This window comes from Clostridium sp. UBA5119 (assembly GCF_002414285.1).
Classification (GTDB): domain Bacteria; phylum Bacillota; class Clostridia; order Clostridiales; family Clostridiaceae; genus Clostridium_J; species Clostridium_J sulfidigenes.
Window position 1 is genome coordinate 12,101 of sequence record NZ_DHYX01000059.1, and the last position, 15,828, is coordinate 27,928.

A 15,828-nucleotide genomic window follows, 5' to 3' on the forward strand; every position below is an offset into this window, starting at 1 on the left:
GGTACAATTTATATTAAGTTATGTTGTAATATAAAAAAGGAGGGACTAACATGAAGGATTTTGATACAATAGGTGCTATATCAACAAGTATAGGAGAAGGTGGCATTGCCATTGTAAGAATTTCTGGAGACAAGGCTAAAGATGTTGTTGAGAAAATATTTCAAGCTAAAAATGGTCAATCAATTAAAGATATGAAAAGTTATACCATGAAATATGGGTATATAATAGATGAAAATAACAATCACATTGATGAGGTTATAGTTTCTTTTATGAAGGGACCTAGAAGTTTTACAGCAGAGGATACTATAGAAATAAATTGTCATGGTGGGGTAGTTGCTACAAACAAGGTTTTAGAACAGGTTATAAAGCAAGGGGTTAGGATTGCTGAACCAGGAGAATTTACTAAAAGAGCTTTTTTAAATGGGAGAATAGATTTATCGCAGGCTGAAGCTGTGATTGATATAATTAATGCTAAAACTGATTTAAGTATGAAGTCAGCATTAATGCAAAGTGAAGGATTAATTTCCAAGGAAATCCGAGGATTAAGAGAAAAGTTATTATCAACAATTGCACATATAGAGGCTACTGTAGATTATCCAGAAGATGATTTAGAAGAAGTAACATCTGAAATGGCTATAAGGGATTTAGATATAATAAAAAAAGAAATAAAAGAGTTTATAGAAACTGCTGAAGAAGGAAAAATATTAAGAGAAGGATTAAGTACCGTAATTGTAGGTAAGCCTAATGTAGGAAAATCATCGCTTTTAAATGCATTAACTAAAGAAAATAGAGCTATAGTTACAGATATACCTGGCACTACAAGAGATGTTATAGAGGAATATATAAATATTTCTGGAATTCCAATAAAGATTATTGATACTGCAGGAATAAGAGAAACAGATGATGTAGTAGAGAAAATAGGTGTAGAAAGATCAAGAGCTAAAATTAATGATGCGGATTTAATTATTCTTATATTAGATTCTAGCAATGAGTTAACTGAGGAAGATAAGGAAATTATTAATCATATAAGTAATAAAAAATATATGATATTATTAAACAAGAGTGATTTAAATAGCAAAATTACTCAAAAGGATTTAGAAAATATTAATTGTACCAATATATATAGTATTTCAGCTAAAACGGGTAAAGGTATAGATGAGGTTAGGACAGCTATTAAAGATATGTTCTTCAAAGGAGAAATTAGTACTAACAATGTTATAATAACTAATACAAGGCATAAAGAAGCTCTTTTAAGAGCTTATGAATGCATTGAGAGTGCTATAAATACTTTAAATTATACTTTTGCTATTGACCTTGCATCTATTGATATTAGAAATGCTTGGACATTTTTAGGTGAGATTACAGGAGATTCATTAGAAGAAAATATTATAGATAAAATATTTAAAGATTTTTGTCTAGGTAAATAGAGGTGAAATAATGAAATACTTAGCAGGAGATTATGATGTAGTTGTAGTAGGAGCTGGTCATGCTGGTTGTGAGGCTGCTTTAGCTACGGCTAGAATGGGATTAAAAACTTTAATGTGTACACTTAATCTTGATAGTTTAGCGCTTATGCCATGTAACCCTAATATTGGGGGTACCGCAAAGGGTCATTTAGTTAGAGAGGTTGATGCATTAGGTGGAGAGATGGGAAGAAATATAGATGATACTTACATTCAGTCTAGAATGCTTAACATATCTAAAGGTCCAGCAGTTCATTCACTTAGAGCTCAAGCAGATAAAAAGAGATACTCTGAAAGAATGAAACATGTGATAGAGACAGAGCCTAATTTAGATTTAAAACAACTTGAGGTTGTAAGTATTGATGCACCAAACAACGTAGTTAAAGGTATTCTAACTAAGTATGGAGCTTACTTTAATTGTAAATCAGTTATTTTAACAAGCGGTACTTATTTGAAATCACAGGTAATAATAGGTGAAGTAGTGGTAAATGAAGGACCTAGTGGATTATTTCCGGCTAATGAGTTATCTAAATCATTAATAGATTTAGGGATTACATTAAGAAGGTTTAAGACAGGAACACCAGCAAGAATTAATGCTAGATCAGTAGATTTTTCTAAAATGGAAGAGCAAAAGGGTGATAAAGATGTAGTTCCATTTTCATTTATGAGTGGAGATATACAAAGATCACAGGTATCTTGTTATCTAACTTATACCAATAGTAAAACCCATGATGTAATATTAAAAAATATAGATAGATCACCACTTTATAATGGATCTATAAAAAGCACAGGACCAAGATATTGTCCATCCATTGAAGATAAAGTAATAAGATTTAGAGATAAAGAAAGACATCAATTGTTTATAGAACCAGAAGGAGAAAGTACTGAAGAAATGTATGTTCAAGGAATGAGTAGTTCTCTTCCAGAGGATGTACAATTAGAGTTTTTAAGAACAATAGAAGGACTTGAAAATGTAGAGGTAATGAGAACTGGGTATGCAATAGAATATGATTGCATAGATCCTACACAATTAAAATTATCATTAGAGTTTAAGCATATAGATGGATTATTTTCAGCAGGACAGGTAAATGGAAGTTCTGGTTATGAAGAAGCAGCAGGACAAGGAATTCTTGCAGGAATAAATGCATCTCTTAAAGTTAAAGGAAAGGAGCCTTTAATTTTAAAAAGATCTGATGCTTATATAGGAGTTTTAGTAGATGATTTAGTTACAAAAGGAACCAATGAACCTTATAGAATGATGACTTCAAGGTCTGAATATAGACTTTTACTAAGACAAGATAATGCTGATTTAAGGTTAACGGAAATTGGTTATCAAGTTGGATTAGTTAAAGATGAAAGATATAAGGAATTCATTAAGAAAAAAGAAGATATAGATGTAGAAATAGAAAGATTGAAAAATCTTCAAATAACGGGTAAAAAAGAAGTAAATGAATTTTTATTAAAAATGGGTTCTGCAGAACTTAAAAAACCAACTTCATTATATGAATTAATTAAACGTTCAGAATTAGATTATTACAATATTAAGGACCTAGATCCGGAAAGAAAAGAACTTAGTAGACAAGTTACGGAGCAAGTTAATATAGTATCTAAATATGAAGGCTATATAATAAAACAATTAGAACAAATTAGTCAATTTACTAAATATGAAAATAAATTTATACCAGAAAATTTAGACTATACTAAAGTTAAAGGATTAAGGACAGAGGCTATTCAAAAATTAGATTCAATAAAACCAGTAAATATAGGTCAAGCATCTAGAATTTCTGGAGTATCTCCAGCAGATATAAATGTTCTATTAATATTTCTTGAGCAAAGAAGAAGAAGTTTAAAAATAGACAATTAATATATACAATATTTAAGAATAAAAGAAATAAGTATTTATTAATACCTACTAATTATTTAGGTTTATAATTAGTAGGTATTAGTTTAAAATAGAAATATATACATAAAAGTTTATTAAAATATATAAAACTTAATTAATTATACGGAGGATTAAAATGGAGTATTTTGATATGTTGAAAGAAGCTTGTGAGAATGAAGGATTAATCTTTGATGAAACAATGTATAATAACTTTATTCAATATAAGGCATTAATTAAAGAGTGGAATGAAAAAATTAATTTAACAGCAATAACAGAAGATGAGGAAATTATAAAAAAGCACTTTATTGATTCTATTAAAGTATTTGAATATCCATATGTAAGAGAAGCTAAGAAAATTATAGATATAGGAACAGGAGGAGGATTTCCAGGAATTCCTATGAAAATAGTAAAGCCCGAGTCTTCTATGGTGCTTTTAGATTCTTTAAATAAAAGAATAAATTTTTTAAATGAAGTTATTGACAAATTAGAGTTAAAAGATATAGAAACCATTCATGGTAGAGCAGAGGACTTTGCACAAAAGGCAGAATACAGAGAAGAATTCGATTTAGCTGTATCTAGAGCTGTTGCAAATTTAACGGTTTTATTAGAGCTATGTTTACCTTTCGTGAAGGTTGGTGGATATTTTGTAGCATTAAAAGGACCAGCTATAGAAGATGAAATAAAAGATTCTAAAGTAGCACTTAAAGTATTAGGTGGGCATATTCAAGAAATAATAGAGGTTAATATTGCAGGTAGTGATCTTAAACATAATTTGTTAGTTATAAAAAAGATTAAAGATACACCTAAAAAGTATCCAAGAAAAGCTGGAACAGCAAATAAAAATCCTATAAAATAAATTTCTAGAAATATTTATATTAATTGTTAAATATAAAGAGGAATTTTGAGATTAATATAGAATTTTAATTAAAGATAAGGAATTTCATAAAAGGATGGTATAAAATGGAAAATACTATTAATTATATAGCGGTTGATTCAATAAGTCCTAACCTTTATCAGCCAAGAAAAGTATTTGATGAAGAATCAATACAAGAGCTTGCACAATCAATAAAGGTTTATGGAATAATTCAACCTTTATCAGTTAGGAAAATAGATGAGAATAATTATGAGCTAATCGCAGGTGAAAGAAGATTAAGAGCAGCTAAAGAAGCTGGATTATCAAAAGTCCCAGCTATAATAGCTAATATTAATGATAAGGATTCTGCTGCAATTGCATTATTAGAAAATTTACAAAGAGAAGATTTAAATTTCTATGAAGAAGCGTTAGCATATCATAATTTAATTAAAGTACATTCTTACACTCAGGAGCAATTATCTGAGGTTATAGGTAAGAAACAATCTACAATAGCAAATAAGCTTAGAATTTTAAAGTTAGATGAAAAAATAATTAGTACAATAATCGACAATAAATTGACAGAGAGACATGCTAGAGCATTATTAAAAATACCAACTGATGAGTTGCGTAATGAAGTATTAGAAATTGTAATAAAAAATGGGCTAAATGTTAAAAAAACAGAAGAACTTATAGATAGGGAATTACTTAAATTAGCTCATACTGAAGTTGCATCAGATGGTAAAAAGAGAATAAAAGGATCATTTAGTCCAGCTATATATATTAACACTGTAAAGCAAGTTTTTGATAAATATGGGGTAGAAGCTAAATATAGATCCAAGGAATTAGATGATAGTATACAAGTTACTATAACAATAAAAAAGAAATAATACTTTTATAAAAGACTACAAAATGTTTCACGTGAAACATTTTGTAGTCTTTTATTGAACAATTAATTTTACATAATTAAAGTTAGTTTGAATAAATAAAATTTCAATAAATATATGAATTGAAGTACTTATATAAAAATTGCACAATAAATTTATACAATATTATTATCAATAGTATCTAAAATAGTAAATTTATCTAAATATGTTTATAAAAAAATAAATACTTATTAATTTATGTAATAATTACTTTAAATAAAACCTGTATCAATATATAATATAAATACATAGGTAAATTAATTTATAATGATTAAAATTATTAGTAATATAAAGTTTCTAATATAAAGTAATTTAAAACAAAATCTACTATAGGTAAGGGGGGAGAATATGAAGGTAATATGTATTTTCAATCAAAAAGGGGGAGTTGGAAAAACAACTACTAATATAAATTTATGTTCGTACTTAGCAATGAATGGATATAAAGTTCTGTCTATAGACATAGATCCTCAAGGAAATACAACTAGTGGTATAGGATTAGATAAAAGAAAAATACATTGTTCTATGTATGACGTTTTAACAAGTAATGTTTCATTAAAAGAAATTATCAAAAAAAGTGAAATAGTAGATAATTTCTATATTGCACCTTCAACTATGACTCTAGCAGCAGCTGAAGTTGAAGTTATAAGTCAGGATCAAAGAGAAAAAGTTTTAAAAAATAAAATTGATGAAATAAAAGATGATTATGACTATATATTTATAGACTGTCCACCATCGTTAGGTGTATTAACTATTAATGCGTTAACGGCATCTGACTCAGTTTTAATACCAATCCAATGTGAGTTTTATGCTCTTGAAGGTGTAGGACAATTGATGAGTACTATACAATTAATTAAGAGATATTTAAATACTGGTCTTGAAATTGAAGGTGTAATCATGAGTATGTATGATAGTAGAACTAGATTATGTAATGAAGTAGTTGAAGAAATTAAAAAGTACTTTAATGATAAGGTATATGATACTTTCATACCAAGAAATGTTAAATTAGCAGAGTCACCTAGTTTTGGACTTCCTATCATGCTATATGATGATAAATGTAAGGGATCAGAAGCATTTGAAGCTTTAACGGAGGAGTTTATTAGTAGACAAGGAGGAAAATAGCATGAAGAAAGCAGGAGTTTTAGGAAAAGGATTATCTTCATTAATTCCTGAAAATGACTTTCAGGACAGTAATAATGAACAGGTTATAAGTATAGACATAAATTTAATTAAGCCTAATAAGGATCAGCCGCGAAAGCATTTTGATAATGAAAAGTTAATAGAATTAGCAAATTCTATTAAGGAACATGGTATAATACAACCTATTGTAGTAAGAAAAGAAAATCAGTTTTATTTAATAATTGCAGGTGAACGTAGATGGAGAGCAGCAAAATTATTAAATTTAAAAGAAGTACCAATAATTATTAAGGAATTGTCTGATGTAGAGGTTGTACAAATTTCTTTAATAGAAAATATAATTAGAGAAGATTTAAATCCTATAGAGGAAGCTACAGCATATAATAAGTTATTAAATGATTTTAATTTGACTCAAGAAGAAATAAGTAAACGGGTTTCAAAATCTAGAAGTGCTATTGCCAATTCATTAAGATTACTAAATCTTGATGAAAGAATACAGGGGTATTTAATTGAAGGTGTTTTATCAGAAGGACATGGGAGAGCAATATTAGCATTAGAAAATAAAGAAGATCAATATGTAGTTGCCCAGAAAGTTATTGATGAAAACCTAAATGTTAGACAAACTGAATTGCTAGTTAGAAATTATTATAAAGATGAAAATAATAAGTATAAAAAAATAAATAATAAATCAGAAAATGATATATATTACAAAGACATAAGAACAAAATTAGAAAATCATTTTAATACAAAAGTATGTATAAGTAATAATTCTAAAAATAAAGGAAAAATAGAAATAGAATATTATTCTCCAGAAGATTTACAAAGAATAATAGAAATTTTAAATATATAATGTTTCACGTGAAACATTTTTAGAGAGGATGAATGCTTTTGGAACAAATTATAGAATTTCTCAATGAATATAATGTATTTATAACTATAGGGTTAATAATATTAGTATTCATATTAATGATTATTTTGATAATATCACTATTATCAACAAGTAAGATGAAAGACAAATATAGAAAAATTATGAAGGGGACTAATAATAAAAATTTAGAAGAATTATTAGTAAGTTCATTAGATAAAATTGACAATATGGAAGAAATAACAAATGAAGTTAAGGATATGTGTAATAAAACATCTAATAAAGTTTTATCTTGTGTTCAAAAGGTTGCAATGCAAAGATATAAAGCTTTTGAGGATATTGGAAGTGATTTAAGCTACTCCATTGCTCTGTTAGATGGAAGAAATAACGGTGTAATAATAACTAGTATTTATTCAAGAAATGAAAGTATTACATATGCAAAACCTATTGATGATGGGATATCTAGATATGATTTATCGCAGGAAGAAAACAATGTTCTGCATCAAGCTATCAATACTAATAAGGAATAGATGTAACAAAATAGATGNNCATCTATTTTGTTACATCTATATTTAGTATTAAGTATAGGATATTGTGGTAATTGGATATAAAAAGTAAAGTAACAAGATTATAACTTATGTTTTTTAAATTGATATAAAGTAATGCAAATAAGAATAATTCATTTTAGGTAGAACAGTTAATTAAATCGAAGTGGAAAATTAAGTTTAGCATAAAATGAAGTATTTATATATTAAACAAGTAAGAAGAGATAATAAATGTTTCACGTGAAACATTTATTATCTCTTCTTGTAAGTTCTAGTCTGCATCTAAAACTTTAGGAATATATTTATTGTTAACCTTGGAGGAAGATTTACGTCCACCTATAGTTTTTATTATAGAATGGTATATCCCTGAGGAGATTACTTCAGCTAATTTCATTACAATATATAATCGAGTATTTTGAAGTACCATAAATTCTAAAGAGCCAGATATATTAACAATTCCAACAATACTTAAATCACCAACAGAAGGTAAATTTTTATTTAGAGCAGCTCCAGGATACAGAGGTTTAGATTCAATTATAACTTTACCTACATTTTGAAGGCCTCCAAGAGAAGCATCTATAGCTATTATATATGGATCATTATGACTCTTAAGTATTAAATCATTGGTTTCAGAAATATTTTTTGCATGCACAGGGTTTTCTAGACTTCCATAGATAAACACCGTATCTCTAACTAAAAATTTGAGTTTATAACCTACAAGTGGACCTAAACTATCACCTGTAGATCTGTCTGTACCTATGCATAAAATAACAATATCTCTATTATCTTTAATTACTTTGGTTAGTTCTGCTGAAAGAATTTCTCTTATATCATATATAGAATTATCAGATAAAGCATCGAAAATAACTTTTTCAACCATGAGTAACACCCTCCTATATTAGAAAGTATTACCATATAGATAAATTTAATACATTTATTATTAATTCATTACAATTTTTTAATGGAAGAATTTATACTACACAAGATATAATCTACATCTTTATCATCGTTAAAATATCCAAAACTAAAACGTAAAGTTCCATTAGGATATGTTCCAATAGTTTTATGAGCTAATGGAGCACAATGGAGACCAGTTCTAGTTATAATATTATATTCAGAGTCAAGAATAAATCCAAGTTCACTATTATCAATTTTAGAAGAGTTTACAGATATAGTTGAAGTTCTATTTTCAGTATTCAGATGTCCATAAACTTTCATTGTAGAGATATTTAATATACCATCAATGAACTTTTGTGTTAGATAATCTTCATGATCTTTAATTGTAGACAATCCTTCGTTTTCGATAAAGGTTATTCCAGATAGAAGACCTGCAATACCAGGTGCATTAATAGTACCACTTTCAAATTTGTCAGGTAAGAAGTTGGGTTGAATTATGTCTGAGGAAACACTTCCTGTACCACCAACAATTAATGAAGAACAAATATCATTCATTTCATCATCTATGATAAAGCCACCTATACCTTGAGGACCTAATAAACTTTTATGTCCAGTAAAGGCTAAAGCATTGCAGTTTAACTTTTTAAAATTTAAATCAAGAACCCCAGCTGTTTGAGCAGTATCTATGATGAAAAATATATTACTTCGCTTGCAAATTTGTCCAATTTTTTCTAGAGGTTGAATAGTACCAATTATATTAGAACTATGAGAAAGGGTCACAAGTTTAGTATTATGCTTGATTTTACTTTGAAAATCATCAATATTAATTTCACCTAATTTATTACATTGAATTATGTCTAATTCAATTATTCCTTTAGATTTTAATTCATTTAATGTTCTAAGAGTACTGTTATGATCCATAGAAGATGTTATAACATGCCATCCAGGTTTAACTATACCTTTAATTAAAATATTTAACGACATAGTAATATTAGATGTAAATATTACATTTTTAGTATTAGGAAAATTAAAAAAATCACATAAAGCATTTCTACATTGGAATATAACTTTATTTCCTTTTAGAGATGAAGTAGATGCGCCTCTTCCAGGATTACCGCCTATATTTCTCATATAATTTAGTATATCATTATAAACACAATCTGGTTTAGGAAAAGATGTAGCTGCATTATCTGCATAAATTTGCATAGTATTACCTCCTAGGTTGAATTTATCATATTTAGATATATAATAGGTAAAATTTATATATTATAAATTTAGATATGATATATTGTATAGATTTGATATAATTAGTATGTTAATAAAGGTTGTATTATAGTAAGTCGTTATAACACAATAATACAACAATATAATAAATATATACAATATTATATTAAATAAAACATATTAATTAATAGATATTAACTAAATATTATTATCAAATAATATTTAATAGGGGGAGAATTTTATGGAAAATATTAGAAATAAAATTGACTGCAGAGGATTAAATTGCCCAATTCCGGTAGTAAATACAAAAAAATATTTTGATGCTTTAGAAAGTGGTGTAGGAGTAACTGTTGTAGATAATGAGGTTGCCAAAAATAATGTGGCTAAATTTGCTCAAGGAAATGGATTTAACTATGAAATAGAAGAAAGAGAAGGGAATCTATACTATATAACAATTACAAAGGGAGAAGTTACAGTAGAAGAATTAAATCTAAAAAATTCTAAAGAAAAAGAAGAGACTTTTACTATTGTTGTAGGTTCAGATAAATTGGGAAATGGAGATGATAAACTTGGAATAGCTCTTATAAAGAGTTATTTATTTGCACTTTCAGAGGCAGAAGTTATACCAACCAATTTAGTATTTTTAAATGCAGGAGTAAAGTTAGTGGTTGAAGGAGCACTTACTCTTGATAGTTTAAAAAGATTAGTAGAAAGAGGTGTAAATGTACAAAGCTGTGGTCTTTGTTTAGATTTTTATGGATTAAAGGAAAATCTTGCAGTTGGAGAAATTAGTAATATGTATGCAATAATTGAAATGATGAATAAAGGAAAAACTATAAAGTTATAAGAAATAGTGCTAGGAGATATACGAAATGAAAGAATTTTTAATTGTAACTTTTAATAATACTCATGAAGCTATGAAAGCTGAATCAGTATGTATTAACGAAAAGCTTAAGGTTACTATGATGCCAACACCGACATATATAACAAAAAGTTGTGGAATAAGCTTAAAAGCGGATATTGGTATTGTAGATAGCTTAAAAGAGATAATAAAAGATAAAAAGATGGAATTCAAAACTATTTATCAATTTATTGATAGTAAGTTAATAGAATTAAATATTGACTAACATAATATGAAATGGCAAAAAATAAGTATAAAATAATATAGTTTATTGATATAAATATTTGGAAACAATGATATAGGAGAAAAATATGAAAGAATTTGAATTAAATGATATTGTAGAAACTAAAAAAACACATCCATGTGGTAGTAATAAGTGGGAAATAATTAGAATGGGTGCAGATATAAAAATTAGATGCACCGGATGTGATAGAATTGTTATGATTCCTAGAAGTAAATTTGAAAAGAGTGTAAAGAAAGTTGTTAAGAATGAGGAAAAATAAGATAACAATATTGACTTGATAGTTTTACTATGATATAATTTGATGATGTAATCCCTGCTGTGAAAATCACAGCCGTTAGTCCGGGGGGAGGAGGTGAAACTAATGAGAGCATATGAAACTATATTCATATTACACCCATCATTAGACGAGGAGGCTGTTAAAGCTAACGTTGAAAAATTTAAAGGTGTAATAGAGAACAATGGTGGAGAAGTTGAAAGCGTTGACGTTTGGGGTAGAAGAAAGCTAGCTTATGAAATCGCTAAAGTTAACGAGGGTGTATACACATTAATCAACTTCAAAGCTGACGCTGAATTACCTAAAGAATTAGACAGAGTATTCAGAATTACAGATGGTGTTATAAGACATATTATAATCAATCCAGAAAGCAAGTAGGTGGTATTAATGAATAAGGTTGTTTTAATCGGAAGATTAACCAAAGACCCAGAGTTAAAATTTACTCCAGGTACAGGTACAGCTGTAGCCACATTTACAATTGCTGTTAATAGAAGATTTAAGAAGGAAGGTCAACCGGATGCGGATTTTATACCTGTAGTAGTATGGGGTAAACAGGCTGAAAGTACTGCTAATTACATGAGTAAAGGTAAACTTTTAAGTGTAGCTGGTAGAATTGAAACTCGTTCTTATGAAGCTAAAGACGGTGGAAGAAGATATGTTACTGAAGTAGTAGCTGATGAAGTAAGTTTCCTTGAATGGGGTGGCAATAAAACATCAGGAATGAATACTGGAGCTGCTTCTCACAATGATTCATCAATACCAACAGATTACTTTGGTGGAGGAGATATGACTCCGATTGATGATGGTGAGGATATGCCATTTTAATAATTAGGTAAGGAGGTAAAGAGCGATGGCTTATGATAGAAACGATAAGAATGATAGAAGAAAAGGCGGAAATAGAAAAAGAGCTAAGAGAAAAGTTTGTGCTTTTTGTATGGATAAAGCAACTTCTATAGATTATAAAGATATCAATAAATTAAGAAAGTACGTTACAGAAAAGGGTAAAATTTTACCAAGAAGAATTTCTGGAAACTGTGCTAAACACCAAAGAATGCTAACTGTAGCTATTAAGAGAGCTAGAAACATAGCATTATTACCATTCACAACTGAATAGTAATAATTTATTTGGTAAAACAAACATATAATTAATAAAAACTAGTGAATCGTTGTTATTCACTAGTTTTTTATTTTAATCTCAGAATAACTGTGAAATAAAGGTAAATATACCTATAATCATGTTGCATAAATATTAAAAAAAATTTACAATAGACTTATAGCCTAAAGAAAGGATGATTCTTATGAGACGAGAAGAATTTAATATTATGTCCAATATAAAGATAATAGAAGGACTAAAGGCAGAATTAATTTGTATTGTAGGTGATTTTTTTAAATTATTAAGTAAAGGGAGTAATATAGCGCAAGATGCAATTTTAGATTGTATATCAGGAGCAATAATAATATTATATATTTTAGCAGAAAAATTAGGATATTCTCATTTAGCAATTGATGAAACTATGAAGAAAAAATTAAAGGTTGGTATAGTAGAAGGTGATCCTCTTGAGAAAAATGGGAAAGAGCTTAGTAAGCTTTATGACCATATAAGAGAAAGGAATTAGAAGGAGGATGTTATGGAACAAAAGATTAATACAAAAAGTTTGGTAGAAGCTGCGTTGGTGGCAGGTATTATAACTATAATAAGCATTAGTGCATCATACATTTTGTTATTTTATATAATAGGTTTAATATTGTTGCCGATTTTAGTAGCTCTTATTTATTATAGGAATGGAATGAAATATTCAATAGGAGCTGCATTAATAAGCACAATATTAGTAGCTATATTTCTGAATCCTATTTTGGCTATAACTTCAGGTATGTCTTATGGGATAATAGGTGTGGTCTTGGGTTATTGCTTAAAAAATCAAAAGAAACCATATAATATATTAATAGCCTTGATTATAGCATGTATAATATCAATGCTGGTTGAGGTATGGTTAACTAGTAGGCTTGTTAGCAATATAAGTATAATTCAATTTATTAATGAGAAATTGAATACATATATACATGAATTTAAGGAATATATAACTCAAACTAAAAAAATTTATAGCAACATGGGTATGAATGCTACTCAACTACAAATGTTTGAACATATAGAATCTATCTTTACAGTTGAGCTCTTAGCTATGTTGATACCAACTGTATTATTTATAGCTTCCTTTATACAAGGATATACAACAATATTATTTACACATTTAGTATTTAGAAAACTTAAATATAAAGAAATAAAATACTTAAGGTTTTCAGAGTTTTATGTATCTAATCTAGTTGGAGCTACATTAATTGCTATTATTAGCATATGTGCAATAGTAGGAAGTAGGGGGATTACAGGTGGCTTATTTTTATATAATGCTATTTTAATGTTAACAATTATGATATTAGCTGTGAACGGAGCAGCTGTAACTGATTATTATTTTAGAAAGAAACTAGGAATGCCCAAGGCAATGAGAATACTTTTAGTAGTTCTTTTGTTTATAATAGGATCATCAAAAATTTTAGGAATAGTAGGCTTTGTAGAAATGATGTTAGATTTTAGAAAGCTGGATCCATATAGAATCAGAAAGGCGTAATATATGAGTAAAGAGAATTTTAAAGAAATGCTATTTAATTTTATAAAAAGTAAAATAGTTATAACTATTTTAGTTATATTATTAGTAGTGTTTTTTATAAAGGATATGTTAATTGTTTCAAATATACTACTTCTAATATATGCAGCCGCTCTTTTGTATATTATATTTGATAATAGCAAGAAAGATAATTTTTCTAACAAAATTGAAAATATAATACACAAGGTTGATACTGTTAAGTCTACGGCATTTTCTAAGGTGCATTTTCCAACTATGTTTTTATTAGAAAATGGAGAGGTAATATGGTATAACGAAAGTTTAGCTTTAAGATTAGAAAATAATGATATAGTAGGTAAAAATATAAAAGAAATAATTAAAGAGTTCAATATAAAATTAGCATTAGAAGGAAAAAGATCAGAGTATAAAAATGTTGTTTTTAAGGATAGAATTTATGATATTTATATAAGTATTATTCAAGATTATGAAATTAATGAAGATAATAATCTTATAGTAATTTCTTTTGATGATATTACAGATAATGTTAATTTGATAAATCAAATTAATAATGCTAAAGAAAGTGTAATGCTCATAGAGGTAGATAATCTTGATGAGGTTATTAAGACTACAGAAGAAGATTTAAGACCACAGCTTATAGCAGACATAGATAGAACTATAAATAACTATGCTAATAGCCTAAAAGCGTTAATAAGAAAATATTCATCAAATAAATATGTATTAACTACTAAAGATGTTAATATAGAAACTGAGATGAATAAAAAATTTGATATACTAGATACAATTAGAGAAGTAAGCAGTGGAAATAAACTTACAGTTACTCTAAGCATTGGAGTGGGTAGAGGTGGAGAAAATCCAGCTCAAAATCATGAATTTGCCACTATAGCAAAGGATTTGGCTCTTGGAAGAGGTGGAGATCAATGTGTAGTCAAGAGCTTTGAAAAAGTATCTTTTTATGGTGGAAAAACTAAAGAAGTTGAAAAAAGGACTAAGGTTAGAGCTAGGGTAATTGGTCATGCACTTTTAGAACTGATAAATGAAAGTAGCAATGTAATTATAATGGGACATCACAATCCAGATATGGATTGCTTGGGAGCAGCAATAGGAATGTATAGTACCATACGTTCTTTAAATAAGGAATGTTATATAGTTATGGATGAGCCTCATGATGCTGTGCAGTATATGTTGGACAGATTAGATGATGATGATAACTATAAAGATACATTTATAAATATAAATGCAGTTAAAAATTTAAAAAACGATAAAAGTTTATTAATATTAGTTGATGTTCATAATGAGAGTTACGTACTTTCGATGGAGGTAGTAGATTACTTCAGTAGAATAGTAATTATAGATCATCATAGGAAAACAAAAGACTTTATACAAGGTACAATGCTAAGTTATGTGGAAACCTATGCATCATCAACATCTGAATTAATAACAGAATTAATTCAGTATATGGTTGAAAAGCCAAAATTGAGAGAAGTAGAAGCTGTAGCTCTATTAGCAGGTATTTGTCTAGATACTAAGAATTTCTGTTTTAAAACTGGAGTTAGAACCTTTGAGGCAGCAGCATTTTTAAGAAGATTAGGTGCTGATACTGTAGATGTAAAAAGAATTTTTAGTGAAGCTTTGGATATTTACATAACAAGAGCAGATATAATAAAAACTGCAAAGGTTAAAAGTGGAATAGCTGTAGCGAAATGTCCACCAGAAATATCAAATTCTGTATTACCAGCACAAGCAGCGGATGAATTGCTAAATATTACAGGTATTCAAGCATCCTTTGTTATTGCTAAAATAGAAGAGGGCACTTATATAAGTGGAAGATCCTTAGGTGAAATAAATGTTCAGGTGATATTGGAATATTTAGGTGGTGGAGGACATTTAACAATGGCAGCTGCTAGAATTAAAGATTCTAATCAAGATGAGGCAGAAGAATTATTAAATGATGCTATAGAAAAATACTTAAGGAAGGGTGAATAAT

General features: G+C 28.0%; 18 protein-coding genes. 16 read left to right on the forward strand and 2 right to left on the reverse strand.

From position 1 onward, the window contains the following. Positions 1-50: 50 nt before the first annotated feature. The 7 genes from mnmE (at position 51) to B2671_RS09610 (ending at position 7,650) form a co-directional block, all read left to right on the forward strand. On the forward strand, positions 51-1,427 hold the full coding sequence (gene mnmE / locus B2671_RS09580; RefSeq protein WP_346870213.1) for a tRNA uridine-5-carboxymethylaminomethyl(34) synthesis GTPase MnmE: 1,377 nt from the start codon (positions 51-53) through the stop codon (positions 1,425-1,427). Positions 1,428-1,437: 10 nt separating this feature from the next. After that, positions 1,438-3,327 carry a tRNA uridine-5-carboxymethylaminomethyl(34) synthesis enzyme MnmG gene (mnmG, locus tag B2671_RS09585; protein ID WP_346870214.1) on the forward strand — a complete coding sequence of 630 codons (1,890 nt, stop codon included), beginning with the start codon at positions 1,438-1,440 and terminating at the stop codon, positions 3,325-3,327. A gap of 154 nt (positions 3,328-3,481) precedes the next feature. Continuing rightward, positions 3,482-4,201: a 16S rRNA (guanine(527)-N(7))-methyltransferase RsmG gene (gene rsmG / locus B2671_RS09590; protein ID WP_346870215.1), complete on the forward strand. Its 720-nt coding sequence runs from the start codon at positions 3,482-3,484 to the stop codon at positions 4,199-4,201. Between the two features lie 104 nt (positions 4,202-4,305). Then, on the forward strand, positions 4,306-5,085 hold the full coding sequence (locus tag B2671_RS09595) for a ParB/RepB/Spo0J family partition protein (RefSeq protein WP_035135525.1): 780 nt from the start codon (positions 4,306-4,308) through the stop codon (positions 5,083-5,085). Positions 5,086-5,469: 384 nt separating this feature from the next. After that, entirely contained in the window at positions 5,470-6,240 is a 771-nt protein-coding gene (locus B2671_RS09600; protein ID WP_035135527.1) for a ParA family protein, read from the forward strand. A gap of 1 nt (position 6,241) precedes the next feature. Then, positions 6,242-7,105, forward strand: a complete 864-nt coding sequence (locus tag B2671_RS09605) for a ParB/RepB/Spo0J family partition protein (RefSeq protein WP_346870216.1) — start codon at positions 6,242-6,244, stop codon at positions 7,103-7,105. A 38-nt stretch (positions 7,106-7,143) separates the two neighbouring features. Then, on the forward strand, positions 7,144-7,650 hold the full coding sequence (locus B2671_RS09610) for a DUF4446 family protein (RefSeq protein ID WP_346870217.1): 507 nt from the start codon (positions 7,144-7,146) through the stop codon (positions 7,648-7,650). A gap of 286 nt (positions 7,651-7,936) precedes the next feature. Here B2671_RS09610 and yyaC read toward each other — a convergent pair whose 3' ends face one another. Together yyaC and B2671_RS09620 are read right to left on the reverse strand one after the other, a co-directional pair. Then, entirely contained in the window at positions 7,937-8,545 is a 609-nt protein-coding gene (yyaC, locus tag B2671_RS09615) for a spore protease YyaC (RefSeq protein WP_346870218.1), read from the reverse strand. A 68-nt stretch (positions 8,546-8,613) separates the two neighbouring features. Then, complete coding sequence (locus B2671_RS09620; RefSeq protein ID WP_346870219.1) at positions 8,614-9,768, reverse strand: aminotransferase class V-fold PLP-dependent enzyme; 1,155 nt, start codon at positions 9,766-9,768, stop codon at positions 8,614-8,616. A 268-nt stretch (positions 9,769-10,036) separates the two neighbouring features. Between B2671_RS09620 and yedF the strand changes: the two genes are divergently transcribed. From yedF to B2671_RS09665, 9 genes are all read left to right on the forward strand, one after another. Continuing rightward, positions 10,037-10,633, forward strand: a complete 597-nt coding sequence (gene yedF / locus B2671_RS09625; protein WP_414632631.1) for a sulfurtransferase-like selenium metabolism protein YedF — start codon at positions 10,037-10,039, stop codon at positions 10,631-10,633. Between the two features lie 25 nt (positions 10,634-10,658). Beyond that, positions 10,659-10,913, forward strand: coding sequence for a DUF3343 domain-containing protein (locus tag B2671_RS09630; protein WP_346870221.1), 255 nt, complete (start codon positions 10,659-10,661; stop codon positions 10,911-10,913). An 85-nt stretch (positions 10,914-10,998) separates the two neighbouring features. Next, a complete protein-coding gene (locus B2671_RS09635; protein WP_346870222.1) occupies positions 10,999-11,190 on the forward strand; it encodes a DUF951 domain-containing protein in 192 nt (63 codons plus the stop codon). 102 nt (positions 11,191-11,292) lie between these two features. After that, positions 11,293-11,583, forward strand: a complete 291-nt coding sequence (rpsF, locus tag B2671_RS09640; protein ID WP_035132009.1) for a 30S ribosomal protein S6 — start codon at positions 11,293-11,295, stop codon at positions 11,581-11,583. A 9-nt stretch (positions 11,584-11,592) separates the two neighbouring features. After that, the gene (locus tag B2671_RS09645; protein ID WP_343825207.1) at positions 11,593-12,030 is read left to right on the forward strand and encodes a single-stranded DNA-binding protein; all 438 of its coding nucleotides are present in this window, start codon (positions 11,593-11,595) and stop codon (positions 12,028-12,030) included. Between the two features lie 25 nt (positions 12,031-12,055). Continuing rightward, entirely contained in the window at positions 12,056-12,319 is a 264-nt protein-coding gene (gene rpsR / locus B2671_RS09650; protein ID WP_035132005.1) for a 30S ribosomal protein S18, read from the forward strand. Between the two features lie 184 nt (positions 12,320-12,503). Further along, positions 12,504-12,821, forward strand: coding sequence for a MazG-like family protein (locus tag B2671_RS09655; protein ID WP_346870223.1), 318 nt, complete (start codon positions 12,504-12,506; stop codon positions 12,819-12,821). A gap of 12 nt (positions 12,822-12,833) precedes the next feature. Further along, on the forward strand, positions 12,834-13,829 hold the full coding sequence (locus tag B2671_RS09660) for a DUF2232 domain-containing protein (RefSeq protein ID WP_346870224.1): 996 nt from the start codon (positions 12,834-12,836) through the stop codon (positions 13,827-13,829). 3 nt (positions 13,830-13,832) lie between these two features. Continuing rightward, positions 13,833-15,827, forward strand: coding sequence for a DHH family phosphoesterase (locus B2671_RS09665; RefSeq protein WP_346870225.1), 1,995 nt, complete (start codon positions 13,833-13,835; stop codon positions 15,825-15,827). Position 15,828 lies beyond the last annotated feature (1 nt).

Bases quoted from the DNA above. Each gene is read 5' to 3' on its own strand.
- B2671_RS09635 (WP_346870222.1), top strand. From the start codon at position 10,999: ATGAAAGAATTTGAATTAAATGATATTGTAGAAACTAAAAAAACACAT.
- B2671_RS09630 (WP_346870221.1), top strand. From the start codon at position 10,659: ATGAAAGAATTTTTAATTGTAACTTTTAATAATACTCATGAAGCTATG.
- B2671_RS09620 (WP_346870219.1), bottom strand. From the start codon at position 9,768: ATGCAAATTTATGCAGATAATGCAGCTACATCTTTTCCTAAACCAGAT.
- mnmE (WP_346870213.1), top strand. From the start codon at position 51: ATGAAGGATTTTGATACAATAGGTGCTATATCAACAAGTATAGGAGAA.
- B2671_RS09605 (WP_346870216.1), top strand. From the start codon at position 6,242: ATGAAGAAAGCAGGAGTTTTAGGAAAAGGATTATCTTCATTAATTCCT.
- rpsF (WP_035132009.1), top strand. From the start codon at position 11,293: ATGAGAGCATATGAAACTATATTCATATTACACCCATCATTAGACGAG.
- rsmG (WP_346870215.1), top strand. From the start codon at position 3,482: ATGGAGTATTTTGATATGTTGAAAGAAGCTTGTGAGAATGAAGGATTA.
- B2671_RS09665 (WP_346870225.1), top strand. From the start codon at position 13,833: ATGAGTAAAGAGAATTTTAAAGAAATGCTATTTAATTTTATAAAAAGT.
- B2671_RS09655 (WP_346870223.1), top strand. From the start codon at position 12,504: ATGAGACGAGAAGAATTTAATATTATGTCCAATATAAAGATAATAGAA.
- B2671_RS09600 (WP_035135527.1), top strand. From the start codon at position 5,470: ATGAAGGTAATATGTATTTTCAATCAAAAAGGGGGAGTTGGAAAAACA.
- rpsR (WP_035132005.1), top strand. From the start codon at position 12,056: ATGGCTTATGATAGAAACGATAAGAATGATAGAAGAAAAGGCGGAAAT.
- B2671_RS09595 (WP_035135525.1), top strand. From the start codon at position 4,306: ATGGAAAATACTATTAATTATATAGCGGTTGATTCAATAAGTCCTAAC.
- B2671_RS09645 (WP_343825207.1), top strand. From the start codon at position 11,593: ATGAATAAGGTTGTTTTAATCGGAAGATTAACCAAAGACCCAGAGTTA.
- mnmG (WP_346870214.1), top strand. From the start codon at position 1,438: ATGAAATACTTAGCAGGAGATTATGATGTAGTTGTAGTAGGAGCTGGT.
- B2671_RS09660 (WP_346870224.1), top strand. From the start codon at position 12,834: ATGGAACAAAAGATTAATACAAAAAGTTTGGTAGAAGCTGCGTTGGTG.
- yyaC (WP_346870218.1), bottom strand. From the start codon at position 8,545: ATGGTTGAAAAAGTTATTTTCGATGCTTTATCTGATAATTCTATATAT.